At 44.7% G+C, this 26,694-nt stretch carries 24 protein-coding genes; 6 read left to right on the plus strand and 18 right to left on the minus strand.

The window, feature by feature from the left end:
* Window positions 1–136: 136 nt before the first annotated feature.
* From ACEN2L_RS00435 to mraZ, 17 genes are all read right to left on the minus strand, one after another.
* The gene (locus tag ACEN2L_RS00435) at window positions 137–1,039 is read right to left on the minus strand and encodes a M23 family metallopeptidase (RefSeq protein WP_441741118.1); all 903 of its coding nucleotides are present in this window, start codon (window positions 1,037–1,039) and stop codon (window positions 137–139) included.
* A 249-nt stretch (window positions 1,040–1,288) separates the two neighbouring features.
* Complete coding sequence (gene lpxC / locus ACEN2L_RS00440; RefSeq protein ID WP_306020914.1) at window positions 1,289–2,203, minus strand: UDP-3-O-acyl-N-acetylglucosamine deacetylase; 915 nt, start codon at window positions 2,201–2,203, stop codon at window positions 1,289–1,291.
* Window positions 2,204–2,375: 172 nt separating this feature from the next.
* Window positions 2,376–3,545, minus strand: coding sequence for a cell division protein FtsZ (ftsZ, locus tag ACEN2L_RS00445; protein ID WP_306020915.1), 1,170 nt, complete (start codon window positions 3,543–3,545; stop codon window positions 2,376–2,378).
* A gap of 81 nt (window positions 3,546–3,626) precedes the next feature.
* A complete protein-coding gene (gene ftsA / locus ACEN2L_RS00450; RefSeq protein ID WP_306020916.1) occupies window positions 3,627–4,856 on the minus strand; it encodes a cell division protein FtsA in 1,230 nt (409 codons plus the stop codon).
* 21 nt (window positions 4,857–4,877) lie between these two features.
* Window positions 4,878–5,654, minus strand: coding sequence for a cell division protein FtsQ/DivIB (locus ACEN2L_RS00455; protein ID WP_306020917.1), 777 nt, complete (start codon window positions 5,652–5,654; stop codon window positions 4,878–4,880).
* Window positions 5,655–5,658: 4 nt separating this feature from the next.
* The gene (locus ACEN2L_RS00460; protein ID WP_441741124.1) at window positions 5,659–6,609 is read right to left on the minus strand and encodes a D-alanine--D-alanine ligase; all 951 of its coding nucleotides are present in this window, start codon (window positions 6,607–6,609) and stop codon (window positions 5,659–5,661) included.
* Window positions 6,606–8,060, minus strand: a complete 1,455-nt coding sequence (gene murC / locus ACEN2L_RS00465; protein ID WP_441741127.1) for a UDP-N-acetylmuramate--L-alanine ligase — start codon at window positions 8,058–8,060, stop codon at window positions 6,606–6,608. Before murC ends, ACEN2L_RS00460 begins: the two co-directional genes overlap by 4 nt.
* Window positions 8,053–9,153 carry an undecaprenyldiphospho-muramoylpentapeptide beta-N-acetylglucosaminyltransferase gene (gene murG / locus ACEN2L_RS00470; protein WP_306020920.1) on the minus strand — a complete coding sequence of 367 codons (1,101 nt, stop codon included), beginning with the start codon at window positions 9,151–9,153 and terminating at the stop codon, window positions 8,053–8,055. The genes murC and murG overlap by 8 nt, the downstream gene beginning before the upstream one ends.
* A complete protein-coding gene (gene ftsW, locus ACEN2L_RS00475; protein WP_441741130.1) occupies window positions 9,146–10,495 on the minus strand; it encodes a cell division protein FtsW in 1,350 nt (449 codons plus the stop codon). The genes murG and ftsW overlap by 8 nt, the downstream gene beginning before the upstream one ends.
* Window positions 10,492–11,814: a UDP-N-acetylmuramoyl-L-alanine--D-glutamate ligase gene (gene murD / locus ACEN2L_RS00480; protein WP_441741133.1), complete on the minus strand. Its 1,323-nt coding sequence runs from the start codon at window positions 11,812–11,814 to the stop codon at window positions 10,492–10,494. The genes ftsW and murD overlap by 4 nt, the downstream gene beginning before the upstream one ends.
* Before the next feature lie 18 nt (window positions 11,815–11,832).
* On the minus strand, window positions 11,833–12,915 hold the full coding sequence (gene mraY / locus ACEN2L_RS00485) for a phospho-N-acetylmuramoyl-pentapeptide-transferase (RefSeq protein ID WP_306020923.1): 1,083 nt from the start codon (window positions 12,913–12,915) through the stop codon (window positions 11,833–11,835).
* On the minus strand, window positions 12,909–14,315 hold the full coding sequence (locus tag ACEN2L_RS00490) for a UDP-N-acetylmuramoyl-tripeptide--D-alanyl-D-alanine ligase (RefSeq protein WP_441741137.1): 1,407 nt from the start codon (window positions 14,313–14,315) through the stop codon (window positions 12,909–12,911). Before ACEN2L_RS00490 ends, mraY begins: the two co-directional genes overlap by 7 nt.
* Window positions 14,312–15,865 (minus strand): UDP-N-acetylmuramoyl-L-alanyl-D-glutamate--2,6-diaminopimelate ligase, encoded by a 1,554-nt coding sequence (gene murE / locus ACEN2L_RS00495; protein ID WP_441741140.1) that lies wholly within the window; start codon window positions 15,863–15,865, stop codon window positions 14,312–14,314. The genes ACEN2L_RS00490 and murE overlap by 4 nt, the downstream gene beginning before the upstream one ends.
* Window positions 15,855–17,612 carry a penicillin-binding transpeptidase domain-containing protein gene (locus tag ACEN2L_RS00500; protein ID WP_306020926.1) on the minus strand — a complete coding sequence of 586 codons (1,758 nt, stop codon included), beginning with the start codon at window positions 17,610–17,612 and terminating at the stop codon, window positions 15,855–15,857. Before ACEN2L_RS00500 ends, murE begins: the two co-directional genes overlap by 11 nt.
* Window positions 17,609–17,929, minus strand: coding sequence for a cell division protein FtsL (gene ftsL / locus ACEN2L_RS00505; protein ID WP_306020927.1), 321 nt, complete (start codon window positions 17,927–17,929; stop codon window positions 17,609–17,611). The genes ACEN2L_RS00500 and ftsL overlap by 4 nt, the downstream gene beginning before the upstream one ends.
* Window positions 17,926–18,861: a 16S rRNA (cytosine(1402)-N(4))-methyltransferase RsmH gene (gene rsmH / locus ACEN2L_RS00510; RefSeq protein WP_306020928.1), complete on the minus strand. Its 936-nt coding sequence runs from the start codon at window positions 18,859–18,861 to the stop codon at window positions 17,926–17,928. Before rsmH ends, ftsL begins: the two co-directional genes overlap by 4 nt.
* Entirely contained in the window at window positions 18,861–19,319 is a 459-nt protein-coding gene (mraZ, locus tag ACEN2L_RS00515) for a division/cell wall cluster transcriptional repressor MraZ (RefSeq protein WP_306020929.1), read from the minus strand. The genes rsmH and mraZ overlap by 1 nt, the downstream gene beginning before the upstream one ends.
* Before the next feature lie 481 nt (window positions 19,320–19,800).
* On the opposite strand from mraZ, the gene ACEN2L_RS00520 reads away from it, so the two are divergent.
* Genes ACEN2L_RS00520 through ACEN2L_RS00545 form a run of 6 tightly spaced genes read left to right on the plus strand, consistent with a single transcriptional unit; the run spans window position 19,801 to window position 25,743 of the window.
* Window positions 19,801–20,568 (plus strand): SDR family NAD(P)-dependent oxidoreductase, encoded by a 768-nt coding sequence (locus tag ACEN2L_RS00520; RefSeq protein ID WP_306020930.1) that lies wholly within the window; start codon window positions 19,801–19,803, stop codon window positions 20,566–20,568.
* On the plus strand, window positions 20,568–21,503 hold the full coding sequence (locus ACEN2L_RS00525; protein ID WP_441741147.1) for a 2-dehydro-3-deoxygalactonokinase: 936 nt from the start codon (window positions 20,568–20,570) through the stop codon (window positions 21,501–21,503). The genes ACEN2L_RS00520 and ACEN2L_RS00525 overlap by 1 nt, the downstream gene beginning before the upstream one ends.
* Window positions 21,496–22,386: an SMP-30/gluconolactonase/LRE family protein gene (locus ACEN2L_RS00530; RefSeq protein WP_441741150.1), complete on the plus strand. Its 891-nt coding sequence runs from the start codon at window positions 21,496–21,498 to the stop codon at window positions 22,384–22,386. The genes ACEN2L_RS00525 and ACEN2L_RS00530 overlap by 8 nt, the downstream gene beginning before the upstream one ends.
* A gap of 56 nt (window positions 22,387–22,442) precedes the next feature.
* Window positions 22,443–23,171 carry a FadR/GntR family transcriptional regulator gene (locus ACEN2L_RS00535; protein ID WP_441741153.1) on the plus strand — a complete coding sequence of 243 codons (729 nt, stop codon included), beginning with the start codon at window positions 22,443–22,445 and terminating at the stop codon, window positions 23,169–23,171.
* Window positions 23,172–23,194: 23 nt separating this feature from the next.
* Window positions 23,195–24,688, plus strand: a complete 1,494-nt coding sequence (gene glpK / locus ACEN2L_RS00540; RefSeq protein WP_441741156.1) for a glycerol kinase GlpK — start codon at window positions 23,195–23,197, stop codon at window positions 24,686–24,688.
* Entirely contained in the window at window positions 24,685–25,743 is a 1,059-nt protein-coding gene (locus ACEN2L_RS00545; RefSeq protein ID WP_441741159.1) for an aldose epimerase family protein, read from the plus strand. The genes glpK and ACEN2L_RS00545 overlap by 4 nt, the downstream gene beginning before the upstream one ends.
* Window positions 25,744–25,808: 65 nt before the next feature.
* On the opposite strand, the gene ACEN2L_RS00550 is transcribed toward ACEN2L_RS00545, so the two are convergent.
* Window positions 25,809–26,564 (minus strand): SapC family protein, encoded by a 756-nt coding sequence (locus tag ACEN2L_RS00550; RefSeq protein ID WP_306020936.1) that lies wholly within the window; start codon window positions 26,562–26,564, stop codon window positions 25,809–25,811.
* Between the last annotated feature and the right edge of the window lie 130 nt (window positions 26,565–26,694).

Genomic DNA, 26,694 nt, shown 5'->3' on the forward strand with positions numbered 1-26,694 from the left:
CAGCTTCCAATCTAATTATTAGTTTTACTTAGCACAATGACTAACTAACAGGATAAAAATAAAACAATCGGCTCACAAGGAGCCGATTATCAATGATTCCACGTCGCGCTCTATATAAACGCTTTTTTGATCAACACTAATCCCGATAAACGTAGGGAAGTGGATCAAGATGTTGCCCTTTTCGCAACACTTCGTAGTGAACATGTGCGCCAGTTGAACGGCCCGTGTTCCCCATTTCGGCAATAATCTGCCCTTTAGTAACCACATCGCCTATCTTAACATTAAGAAGCTTGTTATGCCCATAACGAGTGACCAAGCCTTCACCATGATCTATCTCAACTAGATTTCCATAGCCGTAACGCTCATCTGCCCATGTTACAACACCTGCTGCTGTCGCAAGCACCGCATCACCTTCTTTACCGGCAAAATCCACCCCTTTATGCATCGCAGCTTGGCCATTAAAAGGGTCTTTTCGCACACCGTAATGTGACGACAACCAACCAGAGGTAACGGGTCTGCCAGCAAGTCTGCTAGCATCCTTGATATGGTGACTCAACATGATAGATTCAAGGGCATTAAGTTGTTGAGTCTTATGTTGAATTTGGGCCAACAAACCGTCCATTTTATTGATTAAACTATCTTCTATGGGAATAGCAAGTTCTGTTGATTCCATTGGACCGCCCATAGCAGGACCTTCGTCAAAACTAAATTCTTGCGGGCTCAGATTCGCCTCTTCAACTAAGCGAGCGCCTAGCGCATTTAGACGTAAAAGATGACTCTGCATTTCAGCCAACTTCATTGTCATGCTGATAAGTTGTTGCTCTGCGGTATTTTTTAACTCGGTGACTTCTTTTTGTTGTTGCTCAAAACCCGCTTTCGCATAATTTATGCGATCTACTTTTTCGTCAATACTTTGAGTAGAGCGACTTGATATCAAAAACACGCCACTGATCAGTAACAGGGCGATAAGTATTTTTTGTTTATCAATGCTAATTTTAAGTCGTGTTTTCTCGCTTTTAACAAGCAAAGTGATATTCATTATTTAAATTGACCTCTGTACTGCAGTATCACCGTTGTTGGCACTAATACTGTTATGCGAATATTTCCCGACTTAAGACTCCACTCTAACACGCGGTCAGAGCCAGTGATTTGCAGTTAGGCAAGCTATTTCAACCTTCATGTTCTTGGCTGAGATTACCACAAGCTTTTAATAGTTCAAAACTTGAAAAAAGAAACGTGGCTAAAAGCAAAAATGCCGCAAAGCTGCGGCATTTTTTAAAAATAGAAATTAGTTTGCCAGTATTGGCGAAGCAAACCTGATGGGCATTTCTTCAGGTGTGTCGTAGCCCACAAATTCCCACGCTTTTGTATCATTTAACAAAGCATTTAATAGCTTGTTATTTAAGCCGTGACCAGTCTTGTAGGCAACCAACTCGCCAATGATACTGTGTCCACCTAGGTACAAGTCTCCGATAGCATCGAGAATTTTATGTTTTAAAAATTCATCACTGTATCTAAGACCTTCTGGGTTCAACACTCGGTATTCGTCTAAAGCAACCGCATTTTCCATGCTGCCGCCTAAGGCGAGATTGTGCGCGTGCATGTATTCGATGTCTTTCATAAAACCAAAAGTTCTGGCACGACTTACTTCGCTTACGTATGAGTTCGAATCAAAATCAAGCACCATATGCTGACGCGTTTGACTGATTACGGGATGATCAAAGTCAATGCGAAAATCCACTCTGAAACCATCGTAAGGGCGAAGTTCTGCCCATTTATCGCCGTCTTTCACTCTTACTGGTTTGGTGATCTTAATAAACCGCTTTGGCGCATTCAATTCTTCAATGCCTGCAGACTGCAACAAGAAGATAAAAGGACTCGCGCTGCCATCCATGATGGGCAGTTCATTACTATCGACTTCAACAATAATATTATCTATGCCTAGACCCGCAAGGGCCGAGGCTAAATGTTCAACCGTAGAAATAGTGACACCTTGTTCATTGCTGACACAAGTACACAACATGGTATCGCCAACCGCGTTCGCGCGCGCCGGAATATCTGCATAAGGCTCAAGGTCAACGCGGCGAAATACGATACCTGTATTTGCCGGCGCTGGCCGGAGAGTCATTGTGACCTTGTCACCTTTATGCAAACCTATCCCAGTTTCCTGAACAGATTGTTTGATTGTACGTTGTTTAATCATCTACCTTTTGCTCTATTGCCAAAACGTAATAAAAATGGGCACGTATAGTACTAAAAATGCTTAGCCTTGTCAAAATACTGTCACATTTCAATAATAACCAGCATATGCCGTTTATTGAAGGATGCAATATAGAGACAACATAATTAATCCTAAAATTCCCTTAGCCCGCCAATTAATCAGCCTGTTTACGTAAAAAGGCCGGAATATCCAAATACTCTAAGTCGCTGCCACTTTCGTGTTTATCTTCTTGTGCTGAAGAACGCAAACTTTCAGAGGTAATACTATTTGATGCGACTGGCGCACCGTTGCCGGTTAAGCGAAATTCACTATGCTCATGTGTGACACGCGGTGCACGGTTAGAAACTAATGAGATATCAGGTTTACGCTCAGTACCAATACCAGTAGCAACAACAGTAACGCGCAATTCGTCAGTCATATCCATATCGATAACCGTACCGATAACCACAGTTGCATTTTCTGATGCAAAGGCTTTCACGGCATTACCGACGGTTTCAAACTCATCAATAGAGAAGCTTGGTCCAGCAGTAATATTAACCAAAATACCACGAGCACCTGACAAATCGATGTCTTCCAATAATGGACTCGCGATGGCAATTTCTGCCGCTTCTTCAGCACGATCTTCGCCGCTTGCACAACCATTACCCATCATGGCAGTACCCATTTCAGACATAACCGTTCTTACGTCGGCGAAATCCACGTTGATCAAACCTGGACGAGTGATTAACTCTGCAATACCTTGTACTGCACCACGTAAGATGTCGTTAGCTGCACTAAATGCTTGCAACAAAGGCGTGCCTTTAGGCAGTACTTTTAACAATTTTTCATTGGGAATAGTAATTAACGAATCAACATATTTTGATAATTCGGCAATACCTTGCTCTGCAAACTCTGTTCGTTTACGTCCTTCGAAGGGAAAAGGTTTAGTCACAACCGCAACGGTTAAAATACCCATTTCTTTGGCAATTTTTGCAACTTCAGGTGCCGCACCGGTACCAGTACCGCCGCCCATACCAGCCGTAATAAATACCATGTCAGCGCCTTCAAGACTTTGACGAATGGTTTCTGCGTCTTCTTCTGCCGCTTGACGCCCGATATTCGGGTTTGCACCTGCACCTAAACCTTTCGTCACCCCAGAACCAATCTGTAAAGTGACGTTGGCCGCTGAACTACGCAATACTTGGGCATCGGTATTGATGGCAATAAATTCAACACCTTCTATAGAGTGTTTCACCATATGTTCTATGGCATTTCCACCGCCACCGCCAACGCCAATGACTTTAATTATTGCTTCTTCGCTATGACTATCCATTAATTCAAACATTCTATCTCTCCGGTCTTAACATCCAAGCAGGCAACCTTGTTCCTTAGTTGCTGCAAATTATAAAGTTTAAAAATGAATCGGCTAAAACTCACCCTTAAACCAACTTTGTATTCGTTGCCAGGGTCCATCACTGGCTTTAGTTTTTGTTGCTAACTTGCTTAACAAATGATTTTTACCGTATTGCAGCAAACCCACCGCTGTTGCAAACTTGCTATCTTCAACATATTCAGACAACCCTTTAATACCAAGAGGTACACCTACTCTGACTGGCATTTGAAATATTTCTTCAGCAAACTCTACCGCGCCTTCCATTTTTGCTGTACCACCCGTTAACACAATACCGGCTGCAATTTGCTCTTCAAAACCACTTGTGCGAATTTCATCATGCACCAATTCAAATAATTCTTGGTAACGGGGCTCAATGACTTCAGCCAAAGTATGACGTGACATGGCTCTGGCCGGTCTGCCGCCCACACTGTGTACTTCAATGCTTTCTTCCATACTTACCATGTCTTTTAAAGCACAGGCGTAGTTAATTTTTATCTCTTCTGCATGATTAAGCGGAGTACGAAATATTTTCGCTATATCACTGGTGATTTGATTTCCCGCGACAGGGATAACTGCTGTGTGGCGTATTGCACCATCGGTGTAGATAACGATATCCATGGTACCACCACCGATATCAACAACACAGACACCTAGTTCTTTCTCATCATCAGTTAAAACGGCATAGCTCGATGCCAAGGCAGAAAATATCATGTGATCAGCGGTAAGTTCACAACGCTCAACGCATTTGACTAAATTCTTCGCCATATCATCCGCACACGTAATGATGTGCGCTTCAGCTTCCATTCTCACACCCGACATACCGATTGGATTTTTAATCCCCTCTTGCACATCAATGGTAAATTCTTGTGGCAGTACATGTAATAGCTTACGTTCAGCCGCGATCGGTACTGAGCGCGCAGCATGCACCACATTGTCAACGTCTTCTTGCGTCACTTCTTGATTGTTAATCGGCACCATGCCACTTTCATTTTGGCATTTAACGTGACGCCCAGAGATTGACATAAACACAGAAGACACACGGCAATCAGCCATAAGCTCCATTTCGTGGACCGCGCGTTTAACCGATTGAACCACTAAGTTCAAATCATTTACGCCGCCTTTATCCATACCTTTTGATGAATGACTGCCCACGCCAACAATACTAATATTATTGTCATCGAGTAATTCGCCCACCACTGCTTTAACATTGCTGGTGCCTATATCTAAGCCAACGATAAGTTTGCGTTCTACGACCTTAGACATTGTATTTTCCACTCACTTTAATTAGCTCTCTCGCTGTTTTTTATTCGATTCTGTAGTGTCAGCCTTTGCCCACCCTACAGCTAAACCCGTGTCATAACGCAAATCAACATAATCAACCGTCTTGTCTTGCGTAGAAATCAGTGGAAAAATATCCACAAATCGCTGCAAGCGGTCAATAAACTCGCTGCGCCCTAAATTCAATTTTATGCCATTTGCCAAGCGTAAATTCCAAGCAAACCGTTCACTTAAAAACAACTCACTAATTTGTAAATGCGTCACTTCCAGCAAAGATTGCATATTGCGATAGCCTTGCAAGGCCGTTTGTTCGCTGCCCCCAGGCCCAAATAAACTGGGTAAGCTTATATTTTCACGAGTAGCCACTTCTATTCCGTCAAATACTTCACCGTGCTGGTTTAACAGTAAATCGTCATTCCACCGCGCCGCAGGTACTTGCTCAACTACATAAATTTCCAAACCATTTGGCCAACGTTTGCGCACTGAAGCACGATAAACCCAAGGTAATGCTTCAATCATCTGGTGAGTTTGACTCACGTCTAACTCAAAAAAACTGCCAGGCTGAGACTGCCTTACCAACTTCTCTATGTTCGCATCATCAATAAACTGACGTTGCCCAGAAATAATAATTTTTTGCAAAGGAGCGCGTTGCTCATCATCCAACCAATTAAGTAACTTCACCAAGCCAAGCATCAAAACCAATGACAAACACAGCAGAAATGACAATCCTATAATCATTTGTGAACGCGCTTGTGGTGCTGGTAACTGAGCTTGGTTAGTCATGGCTTTAGCCGCGTTCCATCGATGTCTGCAGCACAGCCAATGATAAATCTGAAAATCGCATACCGGCCTGCTTTGCCGCCATAGGCACTAAACTCTTTTCAGTCATCCCCGGCACAGTATTCGCTTCTAGCAAATAAAAATTGCCGCCTTTATCTTGCATGAAATCTATGCGTCCCCACCCACTGCCAGACAGTGCACTAAAGGCTTTTATCGACAATGTACCTAATTCTTGTTCTTGCTCAGCACTTAAGCCACTGGGGCAAAAATACTGTGTGCTATCCGCTTGGTATTTGGCGGTGTAATCATAAAAAACGCGAGGTGTGGACATGCGAATAGAAGGCAAAGCCTGACCATTTAACAGACTGACGGTAAATTCAGAACCTTGAATGAACTGCTCGATCAAGACGTGTTCATCATATTTAAACGCATCTTGAATGGCTGTTGCTAATTGTTGTGCACTATTTACTTTGGTCATACCTATGCTTGATCCCTCTTGCGCAGGTTTAACCATTACCTCATTCCCCAAGCGTGCCATTATAGCCTCGCAAGATCCCGCATCAAAGGAACTTTTAACAGCAATTTCATATTGAGCAGTGGGTAAACCTAAGGTTTGCCAAATCTGCTTACTTTTAATTTTATCCATACACAAAGCGGAGCCCAAAACACCACTGCCAGTGTAAGGAATACCCAGTAATTGCAAGGCGCCCTGCATCGTACCGTCTTCACCGCCACGGCCATGCAACATAATTACTACCCGAGAAAACTGCTGTTTAAGCAATTCTGTGATGGCTTGTTCAGCAGGATCAAAACGATGCGCGTCTATACCTAACGACAAGAGGCTTTTTAAGACCGCGTTGCCTGACAACAAAGACACTTCACGCTCTGCGGATTTTCCACCGAACATGACTGCCACTTTGCCGTATGCTGACGGAGCAAGGGGATTAACATTCGTCATTGCACATTCCCCTTAGCGAGTTGATCCATGTCTAATTTACTGGCTTGCAAATATTTGGCTATTTGACCAATGTTGCCAGCACCTTGGGTCATTAATATGTCTTGATCATTCAGAATTTCTGCTAATAACTTTGGTAATTCATTTACATGAGAAACATAAATCGGCTCTAACTCGCCTCGCTGGCGAATCGAACGACAAAGGGCTTTGCTGTCGGCACCGTCGATTTGACTTTCGCCAGCAGAATACACTTCTAGTAGTAGCAATACGTCTACTTGAGAGAGTATTTGCACGAAATCTTCGTACAGGTCGCGAGTACGCGTGTAACGATGGGGTTGATAGGCCATAACGATGCGCCTGTCGGGCCAGTTATTGCGCGCGACCGCAATGGTGGCAGCGACTTCGGTAGGATGATGACCGTAGTCGTCTACCAGAACCACCTGCCCTTTTTGCGTTGTGAAATCACCTAATAGCTCAAAACGTCGGCCAATACCTGAGAAACTCGCCAAGGCGTCAACTATCGCCTGATCAGCCACATTTTCATCAGTGGCCACTGCAATCGCAGCCAATGCATTTAATACATTGTGTTTACCTGGAATATTTAATCGAATTTTTAGCGGCGCTAAGTCAGCACGGAGCACGGTAAATTCACTTTGATTAAAGCCAAGCTTGACATCGATAGCGCGTACGTCTGCATGCTCAGATAATCCGTAAGTCACATACTTACGGCCAATGCGTGGTAACAACTTAGTCACCACAGGATCATCAATACACATGACCGCTAAGCCATAAAAAGGTAAGTTGTGCAGGAAGTCGATGTAGGTGTCTTCCATTTTTTGGAAATCACCTTGGTAGGTATCCATATGGTCGGCTTCAATATTAGTGACAACACTCACCATTGGTTGCAAGTGAATAAACGATGCATCACTTTCATCGGCTTCAGCAATCAAATAACGACTCGCCCCTAAACGAGCGTTAGTGCCTGCACTATTAAGCAGCCCACCAATCACAAAGGTGGGATCGAGCTCTGCTTGCGCAAAAATAGTCGCAATTAAACTGGTAGTAGTGGTTTTTCCATGGGTGCCCGCAATGGCAATACCGTGTCTAAACCGCATTAACTCAGCTAACATCTCAGCCCGTCGGATAACAGGGATTCGTAATTCTATCGCCGCGCTAACTTCGGCATTACTAGGGTCAATCGCACTTGATACTACAACCACGTTCGCCAGTTCAATATTGCTGGCTTGATGACCAATAAATATGCGCGCACCTAAATTTTGTAAGCGTGAAGTCATGCCGTTTTCTTGACGATCAGAGCCAGACACTTGGTAACCTTCATTCAGCAAGACTTCGGCAATCCCGCCCATACCGGCACCACCAATACCCACAAAGTGGATATGCTTAATGCGTCGCATTTCTGGTACATGATAATTCATTACGGAGGGTTTAGTCATGACAGCGCCCCGCTAGTTGTTCACAAATTGTAGCAACGTGTTGTGCGGCATCTAAACATGCCAGTGTTTTTGCTTTTTGGCTCATTAAAATCAATTTTTCTGGTTGTGATAAACAGTGAGTAATCAGATTCTGCAGTGCATCCACTGTGAAACCCGATTGCGGTAATAGATAAGCAGCACCAGCATCAGCGAGCACCTGGGCATTTTTAGTTTGATGATCATCCACCGCATGCGGCAGGGGCACAAATATTGCGCATACACCTGCTGCTGCAACTTCTGCCACGGTCAATGCACCGGCTCGGCAAATCACTAAATCTGCCCATGCGTACGCGGCTGGAATGTCATCGATAAATTCAGAAAGTTGCCAATTGTCTTGCCCATTCAAAGATTGCTGATAAACACGGGTTACCTCATCCAAGTGGCCTTTACCCGTTTGATGGCGCACGTTTACACATGCATTTGCTACAAGAGCAAGAGGCACGACCTGATTGAGAATTTGCGCGCCTAAACTACCGCCAACAACTAAGATGTTAAGCGGCAACGTGACTTCGGACTTCACAGGGATGGTGGCAAAGGCAGCACGCACCGGGTTGCCGACCCACTGGTATTTTTCATCGTTTGTATTATTACTAGCTTGCTGAGCTTCAAAGGTATTAGCAAAACCGGTTAACACTTTCTTGGCTAAACGCGCCAGAATACGGTTAGTCATACCGGGGGCTGCATTTTGCTCGTGCACAACTAAGGGTTTATTCGCTAACCACGCAGCAATACCTCCTGGACCACTGGCAAAGCCGCCCAAGCCCAAGACCACATCAGGCTCAAAAGACTTGATAATCTTTTTGGCTTGTAGAACTGATTTAATAATTTTAAAAGGCGCAGCAATTAAGCGCAGTAAGCCGTTATTTCTAACCCCTACGACGTCAATAAAACTAATTGGAAAACCCGCCTGAGGCACTAGCTGTGCTTCCATTCTTTCGCTCGTACCCAACCAATGAATCTGCCAGTTTTTATCAGCAAGAAGCTGAGCAACTGATAAGCCGGGAAATACATGTCCGCCAGTACCGCCAGCCATTACTAACAAACGCTTAGTCATGTAAGCCTCCGTCAGTGTATTTTTTGCTCTTTGGTTTTTTTAAGCTTTCAAGTACTTGGCTCAAACGATTTTTACCGGCGGCTTGAGGATCATCTTGTTGCTGTAAGGGCTTACGATTTCCTTTACTACCAGACCCCTTATTCATGGCTTGTATGCCATCAACACGAAGTTCAAAATCAATGCGCACTAAAATACCCACTGCAATTGCCATGATAATTAAACTAGAACCACCATAACTGAGTAGAGGAAAGGTCAAGCCTTTGGTGGGTAAAATACCGGCACTTGCGCCGACATTTACAGCAGTTTGTAAACTAAACCATATGCCAATGGAATAGGCTAAATAGGCATCAAAAGGCCGCTCTTTACGCAAGGCTAAATTTCCCATACGCATGGCCTTCATCACGATGACAAACATCAAAACGAGCACCGTGAGCACACCGGCAAAACCAAACTCTTCCGCCAATATGGCCATGATGAAGTCGGTATGTGCTTCAGGAAGATACTCCAGTTTTTGTAAGCTATTACCTAAGCCTTGACCAAATAAATCGCCTCGACCATAAGCCATCAGTGACTGCGTTAATTGATAGCCGCTGCCAAATGGATCAGCCCACGGGTCCAAAAACGAAGTAACACGGATCATACGGTAGGGCTCTATGATGATCAGCGCGACAATAACTAAAATGCCTGTAATGGCTAAGCCAAAAAATTGCCATAGTTTAGCACCGACTAAAAATAACAGGCCAACAGTGGTAAATAACATCACTACCACAGTCCCTAAATCTGGCTGCATTAATAGTAAAAACGCCAGGGCGCCAAAAACGATAAGCGGTTTGATAAACCCTTTTAAGTTTTCAGTCACTTCTTCGAATCGCCTAACTAAGTATCCGGCTAGGTAGCAAAAGAAAAACAACTTAGCCGGCTCAGCAGCTTGAATGGTAATAGGGCCGATAACTAACCACCGGGTACTGCCGTTAACGCTGCGACCTATGATCAAAACCGCAATCAAGAGGCCGATAGCTAAAAGCAGCAACCAGGGGTTACTCACCCGCCACCAGCGCATGGGTATTTGGATAACTAACAAGGCGGTGATAATAGCCAATGAAATGTAGATACCATGGCGAATTGCAAAATAAAAAGGATTGTCATAAAGCCTATCAGCCACCGGCATAGATGCTGAGGTGACGATGATAAAACCAATCGATAGTATGGCTAAAGCAACCAGTAAAAGCACCGCATCATAAGTTTTAGGCGATTCAGCGCTTTTTGAAGGTGCCGCACTATCGTGTTTTTTCACAAATAGATGACGCAGGGTATCCATCTTTGACTGCACTAAGGTTGTCATACCGTGCACTCCTGCATCACAACTTGCTGGACCGCTTGGGCGAAACAATCTCCACGGTGTTGGTAATTGTTGAACATATCAAGGCTTGCACAGGCAGGAGACAACAAAACGATGTCGTTTTTCTGTGCATGCTGGGCAGCAACGCTTACCGCTTCTTCTAAACTCGTCACTTGACAACTACCCGCTTTCAACGCGGCGATGTGTCCGCCGTCTTGACCCAGAGTAATCAGAAAGTCTATTTTTTCATTTAATACTAGCCCAAGAGGACTAAAATCAGCGCCCTTACCTTGGCCACCAGCAATAAGAATCATTTTACCCGCACAGGTACTGGCCAAGCCTTCAATAGCCGCAAGTGTTGCGCCTACATTGGTGGCTTTAGAATCATTGATCCAGCGCACGTGATCATGTATCGCTACGGTTTGACAGCGATGCGGCAAACCGGCAAAACACTTTGCCCCTTGTTTTATGCCATCCATAGTGGCACCAGCAAGCAAGGATAAGGCGCTAGCGGCTTGAATATTCAGCATATTGTGCGCACCCACTAACAAACATTCGGCACTGCTTAACCAGTGCTGACCTTGATAAAGAATACTGCTGGTGTCGTTATCCCAACTGAAATCATGTTCACTGGCCGAAAGGCCGAAGGTGATATTCACTGCTCTGTTACTAGGTTGAGTAGCCGATTCATCGCGGCTGGCCACGACAAATTCGGCATTATCATAAATCCGGTGTTTGATGTTCTTATAATTTTCTACGCTACCGTGACGATCAAGGTGATCATCACAAATATTCAGCACCGTCGCCGATACCGCTTTTAAAGAGCTCATTGTTTCGAGTTGAAAACTTGATAGTTCCAATACCACGATGTCTGCCGGTGTATTGAGCAGCGCGAGTGCAGGTACACCGATGTTACCGCCCATTAACACCTGTAAACCTGATGCTTTACACATCTCGACCACTAAGTGAGTCACGGTGGATTTGCCATTTGAGCCAGTAATCGCAATCAGCGGTAAAGTATTAAAACGTGCAAATAATTCAATATCGCCGACAACATTAACGCCTAGGGCAATAGCATGTTGTATCGCTGGTGTTTGCAGGCTTACGCCAGGACTTAAGACAATCAAGTCGGCTTGGCTTAATATTTCAGCATCAAATTCACCAAGATGGACTGGAATATCTAAGGCATGTTGCAAAGCGCTTCGACTATCCATGGCTGTTACCTTGGCCCCTTGAGCCAATAAAAACTGCACGCAGGACAAGCCGGTCAGGCCCAGTCCTACTACCACAATGTTTTTATTTGCCAAGTTGATGCTTGCCATGTCGAGTATCAATTCCTGTTATCTGAGTTTTAAGGTCGCTAAACCAATTAATACTAAAATTAACGATATGATCCAAAAGCGCACAATTACCCGCGGTTCTGGCCAGCCTTTTAGTTCGTAATGATGATGAATAGGTGCCATTCGGAAGATGCGTTGCCCGCGTAATTTAAAGGAGCCCACTTGCAATATCACTGACAGCGTTTCTGCAACAAACACCCCCCCCATAATGATCAATACGATTTCTTGGCGCACGAGTACCGCCAAAATGCCTAAGGTACCGCCCAGCGCTAAAGAGCCAACATCACCCATAAAGACTTGAGCTGGATAGGTGTTAAACCACAAAAAACCCAACCCTGCGCCCACAATGGCTGTGCACACAATAACCAACTCACTGGTAAGCGGAATGTGGGGAATATTTAAGTAAGCTGAAAAATTAACGTTACCGGTGGTGTAAGCAAAAATAGCAAAGGCGCCAGCAACTAATATGGTCGGCACAATCGCTAAACCGTCTAAACCATCTGTTAAATTAACGGCATTACTGGTACCGACAATGACAAAGTAAGTAGACACCAAGAAGAACAAACCCATTTGAGGCATTACTTCTTTGAAAAACGGCACAAGCAGAGCGGTTTCAGCGGGATTTTGCTGACTAGCATATAAATAAAACGCCACCGCAATCGCTATCACCGACTGCCAAAAATACTTCCAACGGGCAATTAGGCCCTTGGGATCTTTGCGAATGACTTTACGATAGTCGTCAATAAATCCAATGATGCCATAGGTGGTTACAACAAAGAGTGTCACCCACACGTAGCGGTTTGATAGGTCGGCCCACAGCAATACACTAGTAATGATAGCCGCCAAAATTAATAAGCCTCCCATAGTAGGGGTGCCCGATTTAACCAAATGGGTTTGAGGACCATCAGTTCTGACAGTTTGGCCGATTTGCAAGTGCTGCAACCAGCGGATCATCTTTGGCCCAATAATCAAGGCAATCAATAACGCGGTTAACGTACTCAAAATGGCCCGCAGGGTTAGATAAGTAAATACATTAAATCCAGCATCAAACTGCTTTAGCCATTCGGCTAGCCAAATTAACATGCCATCAACTCCCTAACCCTTTCAAACTTTCCCAAGCCAGAATCCTCCAATGCCTTAACTACTCTTTCCATTTTTGCACTGCGAGAGCCTTTCACCAAAATAGTGATGTCGCGTTTTTCAGTGCCTAGCTGCTGTAATACAAACTCAGTTAATTGACTTATTTCACTAAAATGTTTACCGCTGTCATTAAATACCGCGCTGGCGCTTTGGCTTAATACACCAAGAGTGAATAACTCATCTATGCCTTTTTGTTGGGCGTATTCGCCCACTTGCTCATGGTAATAGCGGGCCTTTTCACCCAATTCAGCCATATCACCTAAGATCAGAATTCTGCGTCCTGCAAAACTCGCAAGTAAGTCGATTGCGGCGTTAACCGAGCCTACGTTAGCGTTGTAGGTATCATCGAGTACCTTAACTTGGTTACTCAATTGTTTGACATGCAAACGACCAGCAACATGGGGCATATTGCGCAAGCCCTCGGCAACATCATTAAGACTCGCCCCTACACCTAAGGCTAAGGCAGACGCCACCAAGGCATTACTAACGTTATGCATACCTGGTAAAGAAAGAGATACATTAACCCGACCTTGAGGCGTAACCATGTCAAATTGAGCACAGCCATCAAGGCCTAAGACCGTATCTTGCGCATAGAACTCCACCTGTTTCTCACTAGAGAAACATTGGACATTATTTAAGCGTAATTTCCCTTTCCAAAAATCATAAAACTGGGTGTCAGCATTTAATATTGCAACGCCGTGTTCTGATAAGCCGTTAAAAATTTCACTTTTTGCTCTCGCTACGCCCAATAAACTGCCAAAACCTTCTAAATGGGCAGCGGCGACATTGACGATAGTGGCGACATCAGGTTTAACAAGTTCGGTGGTGTAGGCAATTTCACCTAGGTGATTAGCACCCATTTCAATCACTGCGAATTCGTGCTCAGCCTCAAGGCGCAACAAGGTTAAGGGCACGCCGATATCGTTATTAAAATTGCCTTTGGTAGCCAATACTTTGCCACGGCGAGATAAAATAGCCGCAACCATTTCTTTAACCGTGGTTTTACCACTACTACCGGTGATACCCACCGTTAGGGGAGATAGCTGATGTTTGACTGCGCCTGCAAGATGTCCCAAGGCCAATTTTGTGTCGCCAACCACGATCTGAGCAATATCAACATCTACTGGATGACTGACAATAGCCGCGATAGCGCCCAAATCATGGGCTTGTTTAACAAAGTGATGCCCATCAAAATTAGGCCCCTGTAAGGCAATAAATAAGGCACCCTTTTCAATATTACGGGTATCGGTGCTGACGCTTTCAATCACGATAGATTGCGTTTTTGCATCAACTAGCTGCCCTCGAATATGCTCAGCCACCCATGAAAGTGAAACTGGGATCATGATGTTTTCCCCTGTTGAAACTGTTTTACAAACGCTCGTTCGTCGTAAGCTTGGCTCTGGTGGCCAATGATTTGATAATCCTCATGTCCTTTACCCGCGACTAAAATAAAGTCGTGCTCCGTGCATTGCTGTGCTGCTATTTCAATCGCTTTTGTACGGCTGTGCTCCACTAAAATTGTCTGAGGGTCACGGCAGCCTTGTAGAATGTCTTCAACTATTCTTTTTGGCTCTTCACTGCGCACATTGTCATCGGTAATGACAACACGGTCTGCTAAGCGTTCAGCAATCGCGCCCATTAGTGGACGTTTGCCTGTATCTCGGTCGCCCCCACAGCCAAAAACGCACCACAATTGACCTTGGCAATGTTGGCGCACTGCTAACAACGACTTTTCTAAGGCATCGGGGGTATGGGCATAATCCACTACAATAGTGGCTCTACCTGGATGACTAAACAGCTCCATTCGACCCGCCACCGGCTGCAGCTTTTGTGCAATATAAGCAATATTTTTTAGGTTTTTACCCAAACACAGCTGCGCAGTAATGGCAGCAAGCGCATTACTGATATTAAATTCACCCACCAAATTTAAACGCAACTCACAATTGCCCCATGACGATTCCAAGCTGAAGCGCACACCAAAAGCAGTAAATTGAATGTTGTTGGCTAGGCAGTATTGATAGTCTTTGGATACGCTGTCTTTTGCCATATTTAAGCCATACACAACAACCTGAGTATTTTTTGCACTCGTGGCTAACCAATTAAGATGCTCAGGATCATTCCCATTGAGTACTGCATACTTCAGACTTGGCTGCGCCAGCAACAGACGTTTGGCTCTTGCGTAATCGTCCATGGTGTGGTGATAGTCGAGGTGGTCTCGGCTTAAATTAGTAAATACGGCGACATCTGTTTTCAGCGCAGCTAAACGCTTTTGTACTAGGGCATGGGAAGACGCTTCCAGCGCAACTTGGGATGCACCTTCACCCACAAATTCGGCTAATAAACGCTGAATACTAATGGCGTCAGGGGTAGTATTCACGGTGCTATGCAACTGGCTCAATTGGTGGTAAATACCGGATCCCAAGGTGCCGATGGAGGCACTACGCTCGCCCAATAAGTAAGCAAGTTGATTGCATAATTGCACCACAGAGGTTTTACCGTTGGTCCCCGTTACCGCCACCACAGATAAAGAATTAGCAGGATGCTGATAAAAATAAGCGGCTAGTTTTGATAATTTTTCAGCTAATTCAAAAAAGCATATAATCAGCGAGTTGTCTCGCATCGTCACTTGGCCATGTAACTCAGCGCTGTCGCACTGAGCAATAATAACCTTGGCCCCTAAACTCACTGCCTGAGGAATAAAATCACGTCCGTCTCGGCTATGACCTTTAATTGCTATAAACGCTTTATGAATAGCAACATCACGACTGTCTAAGACCAGCTCGGTGATCATGATATCTGGGGCGCTAATTCCAAAATTAGCCAGTAGGCTTTGAATACTTTGCGCAAAAGGCTCAGCAAATTGACTTTCAATACTTAACATATCAACCCGCATTATGACCTCCCGCTACGGCCGCCAAAGACGATACATCTTTGTTATCAGGTGCCACGTTTAACATTTGTAAGCTGCCCGCCATCACTTTGGCAAAAACAGGCGCAGCGGTATCTCCGGCGTAGTACAAGTCGCCTTTTGGCTCGTTAATCAATATAACTACCGCTAACTGCGGATTTGATACAGGGGCCACGCCAGCAAAAATATTGACGTATTCTTCGCCGTAACCATTGGCGATGGCCTTGCGGCTGGTGCCGGTTTTGCCTGCAACCCGATAGCCAGGCACGGCAGCTTTACGGGCCGAGCCCCCCTCTTGTAACACGCTTTCCATCATGTGCAATACATCTTGAGCGGCTTGTTCGCTGATCACCCGCTCTGTCTCTGGGGGCTGATCACTTTTCACAATACTCAGAGGACGTTTAATACCGCCATCACCAAGGATGCTATACATGCGAGCAAGCTGGAGGGCCGTGACGGATATCCCGTAGCCAAAAGATAAAGTAGCGATATCAAAATCTGACCAACGTGGGCGTTCGTTAAAAATACCATTGGTTTCACCCAGCAAATTGGCGCCGCTATCACTCATTAAACCAACGTTGTAAAACATGTCGATTAAATATTCCTTGGGCACCGACAGAGCCAATTTTGAAGTGCCCATATTGCTTGAATGCCGAATAATGTCGGTTAAATCAAGTTCGCCATAATTGCGTGCATCACGCACAATTTTACCACCTAGATGCATCCAGCCGGGCGAGGTATTAATTTTCGATTTTGGTGTGGCTGAACCAAACTCTAGAGCACTCAATACAGCCAGTGGTTTAACTGACGAACCGGGTTCATAAGCGTCGGTTACAGCACGATTACGAATACGATGAGCCGACACACCTTGACGATTATTAGGATTGTATGAAGGGCTATTCACCAGAGCTAAAATTTCGCCGGTACGCACATCAGTCACCACGGCCGACGCTGATGTGGCTTTGTAAAAGCCCACCGCCCACTTTAACTCTTTGTACGCGAGGGCTTGAATACGCTGGTCGATAGTTAATTGAATATTGTGGGCTTGCTTACCCTCTTCAGTAGCTAAAATCTCAACTTGTCGGCCTTTGCCATCACGACGAATTTGGCGACTACCCGGCGTGCCTGTCAGCCAATCGTTGTAAAGCTTTTCAATGCCTTCAATACCTTGGTCATCTACGTTAGTAAAACCAATCACATGGGCCGATACTTCGCCAGTTGGGTAATAGCGACGAGATTCGTCGCGCAGATAAATACCATCTAAATCCAGTTGCTCAACATACTCAGCCATAGCTGGCGACACTTGACGCTGCAAATAAACAAAGCGCTTAGTCGGATCGTCGACTTTCGCAATCAAGGTATCAACGTCTTGGCCCAACACTTCAGCAAATGCCAACCAACGGCGTTTATCACTAAAGCCACTGCCTTGCGCAATTTTTTTCGGGTCAGCCCAAATGGCTCTTACAGGCACACTGACCGCTAGTTGCTGACCATTTCTGTCGGTAATCAACCCCCGATGCACCGGATCGTTGCGTGTACGTAAGGTGCGGTTATCACCACGTTGGATCAGTTGATCAGGTGAAACCACTTGAATGTAAGCCGCGCGCACACCTAGACCAATGAATACCAGTAAAATAACACTCAACACTAACAAAAAGCGCCAGTGCAACAATGTTGGTGCACCAATGGCTTTTGCTTGGCCTGAACGTGATGAGTTTACTGAGCGTTTCATTTTATACGCACCACCACTTCTTCTGTAGGTTCAGGGCGGTGCATATCTAATTTTTTTTCTACTAAAGACTCAATGCGATTATGCTCAGTTAACGCGCTTTGCTCTAAGACCAAATGACGCCACTCAACATCAAGGTGATCTTGCTGCTGCATGAGTTTTTCTAGGGCAATGGCCATCTGTCTATTGTGGTGAGCACTGAGAATTACAGCGATAGCACTGATCAATACCGCTATAAACAATAAAACCCGCAAAGGATGGCGGGCTAAGTCAGCGAAGATAAAACTGAATAAATTAAAGTTGGTATTCGCGTTTGTCATAATTTTTCTGCCACCCTCAGCACTGCACTGCGGGAGCGAACATTTTGCTTTAACTCGCTCTGGCTGGGCATTATCGCCTTTCCGATAGCTTTGAGTGCTTTGGCAGCATCGATTTCCGATTGAAGAATTGGCATGCCGTGGGGCACATCAAGACCTTTGCTTTGCTCACGAACAAACCGTTTAACAATACGGTCTTCCAAAGAATGAAAACTAATTACCGCTAAACGACCACCTGGGCTAAGGGTGTGTAAAGCAGCCTTTAGGGCACTACGAATTTCATCTAACTCGCTGTTGATATACATGCGAATCGCTTGAAAACTGCGAGTAGCGGGGTGTTTAAACTTATCCTTAACAGGCACTGCTTCATCGATTATTTTAGCTAACTGGGTGGTGGTAACGATAGGAGCTAGGGCTCGAGCGTTAACGATGCCGTGAGCAATACGTTTACCAAATTTTTCTTCACCCAGTTCTTTTATTACTTGCGTGATGTCTTGCTCATCAGCTTTTGCAAGCCACTGCGCGGCACTTATCCCTTTACTGGTATCCATGCGCATATCTAAGGGTCCTTCACGCATAAAGCTAAAGCCACGTTCAGCATCATCCAGCTGCGGTGATGACACCCCTAAATCCAATAAAATTCCATCTATTTTTCCGACTAAACGTAATTGCTCAGCCACCTCAGATAACTGCGAAAAAGTCACATGATGAATAGAAAAGCGAGGGTCATCGGCGAAACGTTCTGCTGAGGCAATCGCTTGAGGGTCTCTGTCTAAGGCAATTAACCGGCCTTTTGCTGAGAGTGCATTGAGTATGTGTTGACTGTGCCCACCACGACCGAATGTACCATCCAGATAAATCCCATCAGGATTGATAGCCAAGGCGTCGATAGATTCTTGTAATAAAACAGAATGATGAATAAAAGAGCTAGTCATTAGAGCGCAAAGTCCTGTAAACGTTCGGTTAATTCAAAATCAGCTTGTTGTTCTGTTTCCACATCCAAGCTAATTTGCTGTTGCCAAACTTCAGCGTCCCACAACTCAAATTTATTAAATTGGCCAACTAACATGATTTGCTTATCTAATTTTGCATGTTGGCGCAATGGCGCACTCAGTAAAAAGCGGCCGTTTTTATCCATTTCACCTTCCATTGCATAGCCCAACAACAAACGCTGTAAGCGACGCTCATGAGGATTCATACTGGATAAACGAGATAGTTTTAATTCAATTTCTTCCCATTCGGGAAGTGGATAAAGCAGCAAGCAGGGTTGTTGTGTGTCAATCGTGCAAACCAGTTGTCCCTGACAATCGTCCAGCAAAGACTGACGATACCGAGTGGGTATCGTAACGCGTCCCTTTAAATCTAGACTGATTGCATTAGCGCCGCGGAACATGCCCCTAACCTTTTTTTAATTTTTATCTGTCGAATTGAACTGATTGCGCGCTAAATCGACCTCTTTGATCCACTTTACGCCACTTTTACCCACGATGCACAGTTTAGGTACCACAACCATCGCATGTCAAGGACTAAAAACAGTAAATTGAAAGCGGTGCAAGCCACTAAAAATAAGGCTTTGCCGAAGTGTATGATATCGCTAGAAAAACACTAAAGGTGACGCAAAAGGGGTACAGCGGAATATCACATAAAAGTTAGGCATTCAGGTCATAGTTAGCCGTATCACCGAACACTCAAGCGGCGGACTTAGGGGCATAATACTCAGGAGTTAAAAAAAGGTAAATTTAGTGGGATATTATGTATTTAAGTAATATTATACTATTAATAAAAACTAGTTATTTTCACTTTTTACTGAATAATCATAAGCTTAAGGAAATATACGGTGCGGCGCAATAGTAAATTAGGCCCAGTACAACGTCATGACTAACCATGCCATTTACCCCAGTCTAAAAGACAAAGTGGTTTTTATCACTGGGGGCGCATCAGGTATTGGCGCTGTCATGGTAGAGGCTTTTTGTCGTCAACAAGCCAAAGTTATTTTTATCGATATCTTGCCAGATGTTGCTCAAAAGCTGTGTGAAAAAGTAACAAGCAGTTGCAACAATCCTCCTGAATTTGCACTCTTAGACGCCACCGATATTGATGCCTTACAAGCTTTCATTGCAAACATTCCTCAACGTTATAAACAGCTCGATATCCTTATAAATAATGTAGCGAATGACATGCGCCATTCCCCGCTAGAAGTGACGCAACAAGCTTGGCGCGATTGTCTATCGGTTAATTTAGACGCAACGTTTTTTGCGTCCCAAGCGGCAATAAAAATCATGCGGGGCAACCATAAGGGTAATATTATTAACATCAGCTCAATCAATGTATTGATTGGGCCCCGACAAATGCCTGGGTATGTGGCTGCGAAGTCGGCGCTGAATGGGTTAAGTAAATCATTAGCCAATCAATATGGTGAATACGGTATTCGAGTGAACAGTATTTTGCCCGGCTGGGTAACGACAGACAAGCAGTTGTCTCTGTGGTTAAGCCCTGAAGCAGAGCGAGAATGGCAAAAATCCGTTGCCTTAAAAGGCCGACTCGAATCTTACCACATTGCCAACATGGCATTATTTTTAGCGGCAGATGACAGCGCTATGATCACCGGCCAGCAGTTTGTCGTTGATGCGGGGCGCACGTAATGAATGCTAAAAGCGGCTTGATGGTCTTAGGTGACTGGGGAACCAGTGTCAGTCGTTTTTATCTTTGCCGTTTTTATCAACAACACTTGACCGTCTTGGCCCGTTCACAGGGACGGGGGATAAAACATATTAGCGATCCCGAAGCCTGTTTTTTTGAATTATGCCAAGATTGGTTTAATCAATATGGCCCCTTGCCAGTATTTTTAATTGGTACAGTGGGCGCTGACATTGGCTGGAAAAAAGCCCCTTACGTGGCCTGCCCTACTGATAAACATCAATTATTAGAAAATGCCATTACCTTTCAAGCCAAGGGTATCGATATCACAATATTACCGGGTGTGACATGCACCAATCATTACGATTTGCCCGATATAATGCGCGGCGAAGAAACGCAACTTTTTGGTTTTTTGTCGCAATATCCGCAGCAAAAAGAGCAATTGGTTTGTTTACCGGGCACCCATACAAAATGGGCTTTGTTGGCCAATAATCAGATCCAATCTTTTGTAACCAGTCCAGTAGGTGAGCTATATGAAGTGCTCAATCAGCACAGCGTACTATTGAACCCCGCGATCAATCAAAGAGCCTGCAGTGTAACGTTTACTCAAGGTTTGCAAGTCGGCATGAGTGAAAATAGTAATGTGCTGCATACGCTCTTTGCCACTCGCTCGTTGCAAGTCATCAATAATATGGACAACAGTCAAGCGGCGGGCTATTTGTCTGGTTTGCTCATTGGCGCCGATGTAAAAGCGGCGATGAAAGACTTCCATTCATTTTCAGACGTCAGTGTTATTGGCTCAGACTATATCTGCAGTTTATATGTGCAGGCACTCAACCATATTGGCATTACGAACAAACTGTTCAGTAGTGAAGACGCCACCATTTTGGGCATGCAAGCCTTGGCCGCAACCAACTGGGAGTCTTATATTAATGAATAATGAGCTCATCTTAGCACATCAGCTATTGGTCAATAATACCTTGGGCGAAGGCGTAATTTGGGACCATCGAACACAACGACTCTATTGGACAGACATTCTGCAAAATAAGCTTTATTGCTGGGATTTTGATGGTAACTTACAACGTTACCCTTGCCCTGAGGCCTTAGCCAGTTTTGGTTTTACTGATGACCCGCAGTGGCTCATTTGCGCCTTTGCATCGGGTTTTGCATTTTTTAATCCTAGGCATCAAGAGGTGCGTTGGCTCAATCAATTAAACCTCCCCATTGGCGTCAGACTGAATGACGGACGAGTCGACCGACAAGGCCGCTTTTGGGCCGGCTCCTTAGTCGATAAAACACAAAATAAGCAAGACTCAGGTTCTTTATATCGATTGAATTTTGATGCAAGCATCAGCGAGCAAACTCGCGACGTGCACATTGCCAATAGTTTATGTTGGAGTATCGATAGCAAAAAGGTGTATTTTGCCGACTCGCCGAAACGTTGCATACAAACAGCTTCTTTCGATGCAACAAGCGGCAATATCGGACCATTCCAAGATTTTATCCATACTGACAGAAGCGCCTTTCCTGACGGCGCTTGTATCGACAGCGAAGGGTGTTTATGGAGCGCCCAATGGGGCAGTGCCACAGTAAAACGTTACAGCCCACAAGGTAGTTTATTACTCACCTTGACCGTACCGTGTAAGCAACCGAGCTGTGTGAGTTTTGCTGGAGAAAACCTACAATATTTATGCGTCACTTCGGCATGGCAAGACCTTAAAGAAACACAGATTAGCCAGTACGATGGCGGACTTTTTATTTATAAAACGCCCTACACTGGCTTACCCGAAGCACTATGTAAGATGCCCATGTCCGCCGCTTAGCGCAATACATATGCACTTCATAAGCTATTTTATGTTGAAGACTAAAAGAGAAAAACATGGCAACGAGAATGTTTAGCGGAAATTTTACTCAGCACATCGTGCAGTCACTTGGAAAAGCCATTGCCTTGGGCGAGTACCCACAAGGCCAACCTTTGCAGGCAGAAGCTCTATTGTGCGAATCATTCGACGCAAGTCGCACCGTACTGCGCGAAGCGGTAAAAATGTTAACAGCCAAAGGCATGTTAGATGCACGCCCTCGCCGAGGTACTATTGTTTTACCCGAATCACAATGGAATTTATCAGACCCCGATATTCTAAACTGGATGTTAGCACGCAAAGGTAATCTGCCGATTATTTCTGAATTTGTTGATATGCGTTTGGCCATAGAGCCCGCGGCTACAGCCCTGGCGGCTAAAAACGTAAATGAAGCAAGTAGACTTACCCTGTTAAAAGCCATGGAGCGAATGAAGGCGGCGGATCGCGGCGAGGACGACCACTTAGACGCGGATATTGCTTTTCATGTTGGTATTTTAGAAGCCAGTAACAATCGTTTTTTCTGGAATATGCGCCATACCATCGAAGTAGCCTTGAGATTTAGTATTCGCATGACTAACCGATTTAAAGGCGTTGACCGAGCTAGTGTGGATGACCATCAACAAATTCTCGACCTCATCTTAGCGGGCAATCAACAAGGTGCAGAAGATCAGATGCGTAGCTTATTGATAGAAGCTAAAACCCTATTGAATAACGCCTTAGATGAAGAAAAATTAAAAAAAACCCAATAAAGTTGTAAAGGACAAGAATAACCATGCAGATCTCAAACTGTGTACTTGCTATCGATCAAGGAACGACCTCTACTCGAGCCATTGTATTTGCGCCAGACTCCAGCATCGTTGCCGTCGCTCAACAAGAATTCGCCCAGCATTATCCCCATGATGGATGGGTAGAACATGACCCTGAAGATATATGGACCTCTACGGTAGTGGTATGTCGCGAAGCAGTATCAAAAGCCATTGCAAAAGGGGCAAGGATCGCAGCCATCGGCGTAACCAATCAACGTGAAACCACAGTAGTGTGGGATCGCAATACCGGCCAAACTATTTACAACGCCATCGTATGGCAAGACAGAAGAACCGCCAGTGTCTGTCGAAATTTACAAGAGAAAGGCTTATTTGAAGAAGTTAACTCTCGTACGGGCTTATTACTTGACCCTTATTTTTCAGCCTCAAAAGTGGCATGGATCTTAGATAATGTTGAGGGCGCGCGAGTCAAAGCAGAAGCCGGAGAACTTGCCTTTGGCACCATTGATTCATTTTTAATATGGCGCCTAACCGATGGACAAATGCATGCCACCGATGTCACCAATGCCAGTCGTACCAACCTCTTTAATATTCACGATATGACGTGGGACGACAAGCTACTCGAAATATTTAATGTACCCAAGTCAGTGTTACCTACAGTAAAAGAGTGTGCGGATGATTATGGTCACACCAATGACGAGTTATTAGGTTTCTCCTTACCTATACTTGGTGTGGCGGGTGATCAACAAGCCGCCAGTATTGGCCAATGCTGCTTTAAACAAGGCACCATCAAAAGCACATACGGTACTGGATGCTTTGTAATGCTCAATACCGGCGAAAAAGCCTTTGCTTCTAAAAACAAGTTACTCACCACTGTCGCCTATACCATTAAAGGTACAACCCATTATGCCCTGGAAGGTTCTATTTTTATTGCCGGAGCCGCAGTTCAATGGTTGCGGGATGGCCTAGGCCTCATACGAAGTGCCTCAGAAACTGAGGCGCTGGCGAAAACCGTCGACGATGATCATGGTGTTTTCATGGTTCCTGCTTTTGCTGGTTTAGGTGCCCCGCATTGGGCGCCAGATGCAAGGGGCGCAATTTATGGATTAACACGTGGCACCACGAATGCGCATTTTGTGCGTGCAGCACTTGAGTCTGTTTGTTATCAAACCACTGACTTAATGCATGCGATGGCCGAAGATGGTGTATCCATTAAGAAAATCAGGGTTGACGGCGGCATGGTTGCCAATAACTGGTTGTGTCAGTTTTTATCCAATATTCTCGATGTCACAGTTGAGCGACCTAAGTTAATGGAAACTACCGCATTAGGTGCAGCCTATCTTGCCGGTTTACAAGCTGGTATTTATAACTCAATTGAAGAACTTACCCTGCTGAATCAAGTTGATGTTGAATTTACCTCTACAATGGACAGTCCCAGCCGAGAGCGACTTCTCAAAGGTTGGCAAAGCGCGGTGCAAAGCACCTTAGGATTCCAAGCATGATCAAAACAGCGCATTTTGGCCTACTCCCAAATGGTCAAGCAGTTGAGCAAATAAGCTTAATTAATCGTAAAGGGATGCAAGTAGATATCCTTAATCTTGGTGGCATTATTCGGCGTTGGTTAGTACCCACATCGGCTGCATCACCTACAGATATTGTTCTAGGCTTTGATTCATTAGAGGATTACCTTGCGGATCAAGCTTATCTTGGCGCGCTGGTTGGGCGCTACGCCAACCGGATAAAACATGGACAGTTTTCGCTGGATAATAAGGCCTATCAGGTCGATGTTAACCAAGGTGGAAACTGTTTGCACGGTGGGTCTGATGGTTTTAATCGCCGTGTTTGGCACACCAGCGTGATAAACGAAGGCCTTAACCCCAGCATACGCTTACAACTTATCAGTGAAGACGCTGACCAAGGATTTCCAGGACAGCTCAATGCAGAAGTCATTTATACGCTAACGGAAGAAAATAGCTTACGTATTGAATACAAAGCGACAACGGATCATCTTACCTTGTATAACCCCACTCAACATAGTTACTTTAATCTTGCTGGCCACCAGAGCGGTAATATTAACCATCACCATGTGCAGATGTTTGCCAGTTATTTCACGCCAACAGATGCGAATGCCATTCCAACTGGCGAATTATTAGCGGTGGATAATACCCCCTTTGATTTACGAAAGATGACGCCCGTTATGCAGGGTCTAGCGAGTGATCATCAACAGATAAAAATAGGTAATGGCTATGATCACAATTGGTGTTTAGACGGATTTAACACCGGCGCTGCGCAGCCCACACTTGCGGCTATTGCTACTGATGAAACGGCAGGACTAACCTTAAAAGTATTTACCACTATGCCGGGCATGCAGCTTTATACAGCCAATTACTTAGGGCCAGAGCCTAAAGGAAAAGAAGGTATTGCCTATCAAGATAACGGAGCATTGTGTTTTGAAACACAATTCTATCCAGACTCTCCCAATCAAAGCCACTTTCCCTCTGCGCAACTAGCGCCAGGCCAACGCTTTTATTCAGTCACTGAGTATCAACTGAGTTGATACTCAGTGTTAGAAGGACATAAAAAAACCAGTCAGGAGACTGGTTTTTTGAGGCTGGCGTAAAATTAAGCTGTCGCTTCTTCTTTTGCAGGCTCTTCAATTCTAAGTTGCAATGATTGAATCGGCGTTTCACCTTCGGTAGACATTTGCACTAAACGGTTTAGTTGGCCTAGTGATAATAAGATCGCATAAATGGCACCAAGGAAACCAGCTTTGTGCAATTCAAGAGTTTGCTCATCAGACAGCTCGTGCAAGCGTTTTTCACTGATGCTCTGCATACCATTGATGTTGCGTTGTTGGCCGCTGGCATATTGAACACGTAAAACGATAGGATCAAGTAATTTCAATTCAATCAATTTCTTGATAAAACGTTGAGTGGCCATTTCGCTATTGGCAAGCTCTGACAACAATTTCTGGCGATTGTCTAAATAAGGACTCGCTTCACCCGTTTCAGTAAATAACAATTCACCTTCTTCTTTACCCACTAAAGGGCTGTCCGCATCAATATAAACGCCCAATTTGTCGCCATCAGGACGCACATCAAAAGGGTAACGCTGGATATTTAAAGGCACACTGTGCGCGCTCCACTTACCTGACTGCATGTATAAGTTAACGTTTTGCTCAGTGCCTAACATAACCACGCTGTGAGTAATTTCTGATTTAGGATCTTTCACAAACACAATTGGCATACAACTAGCTAGTTGCGCATATTCTTTCAAAGATGCAGCGGCGATATGGGCATCTTTTACATGGGCAAATTCGTGATTTAGATTAACGCGAAGGTCTTTATGTTTTTCTTTATCTAAGGGGATATAGTTCATGGAATACTTCTCTTTTATATTTTGTTTGTGATGGCTATTTGCTGAGCTGCCAAGTAATTCGTTCTGTTCAATTGCTACAAATGGAAATCTGGAGATGTTTGACGTGCCCACTAATCCGTGTCACTAATTC

Source organism: Flavobacterium sp. W21_SRS_FM6 (genome assembly GCF_052119645.1).
Taxonomy (GTDB): domain Bacteria; phylum Pseudomonadota; class Gammaproteobacteria; order Enterobacterales; family Alteromonadaceae; genus Paraglaciecola.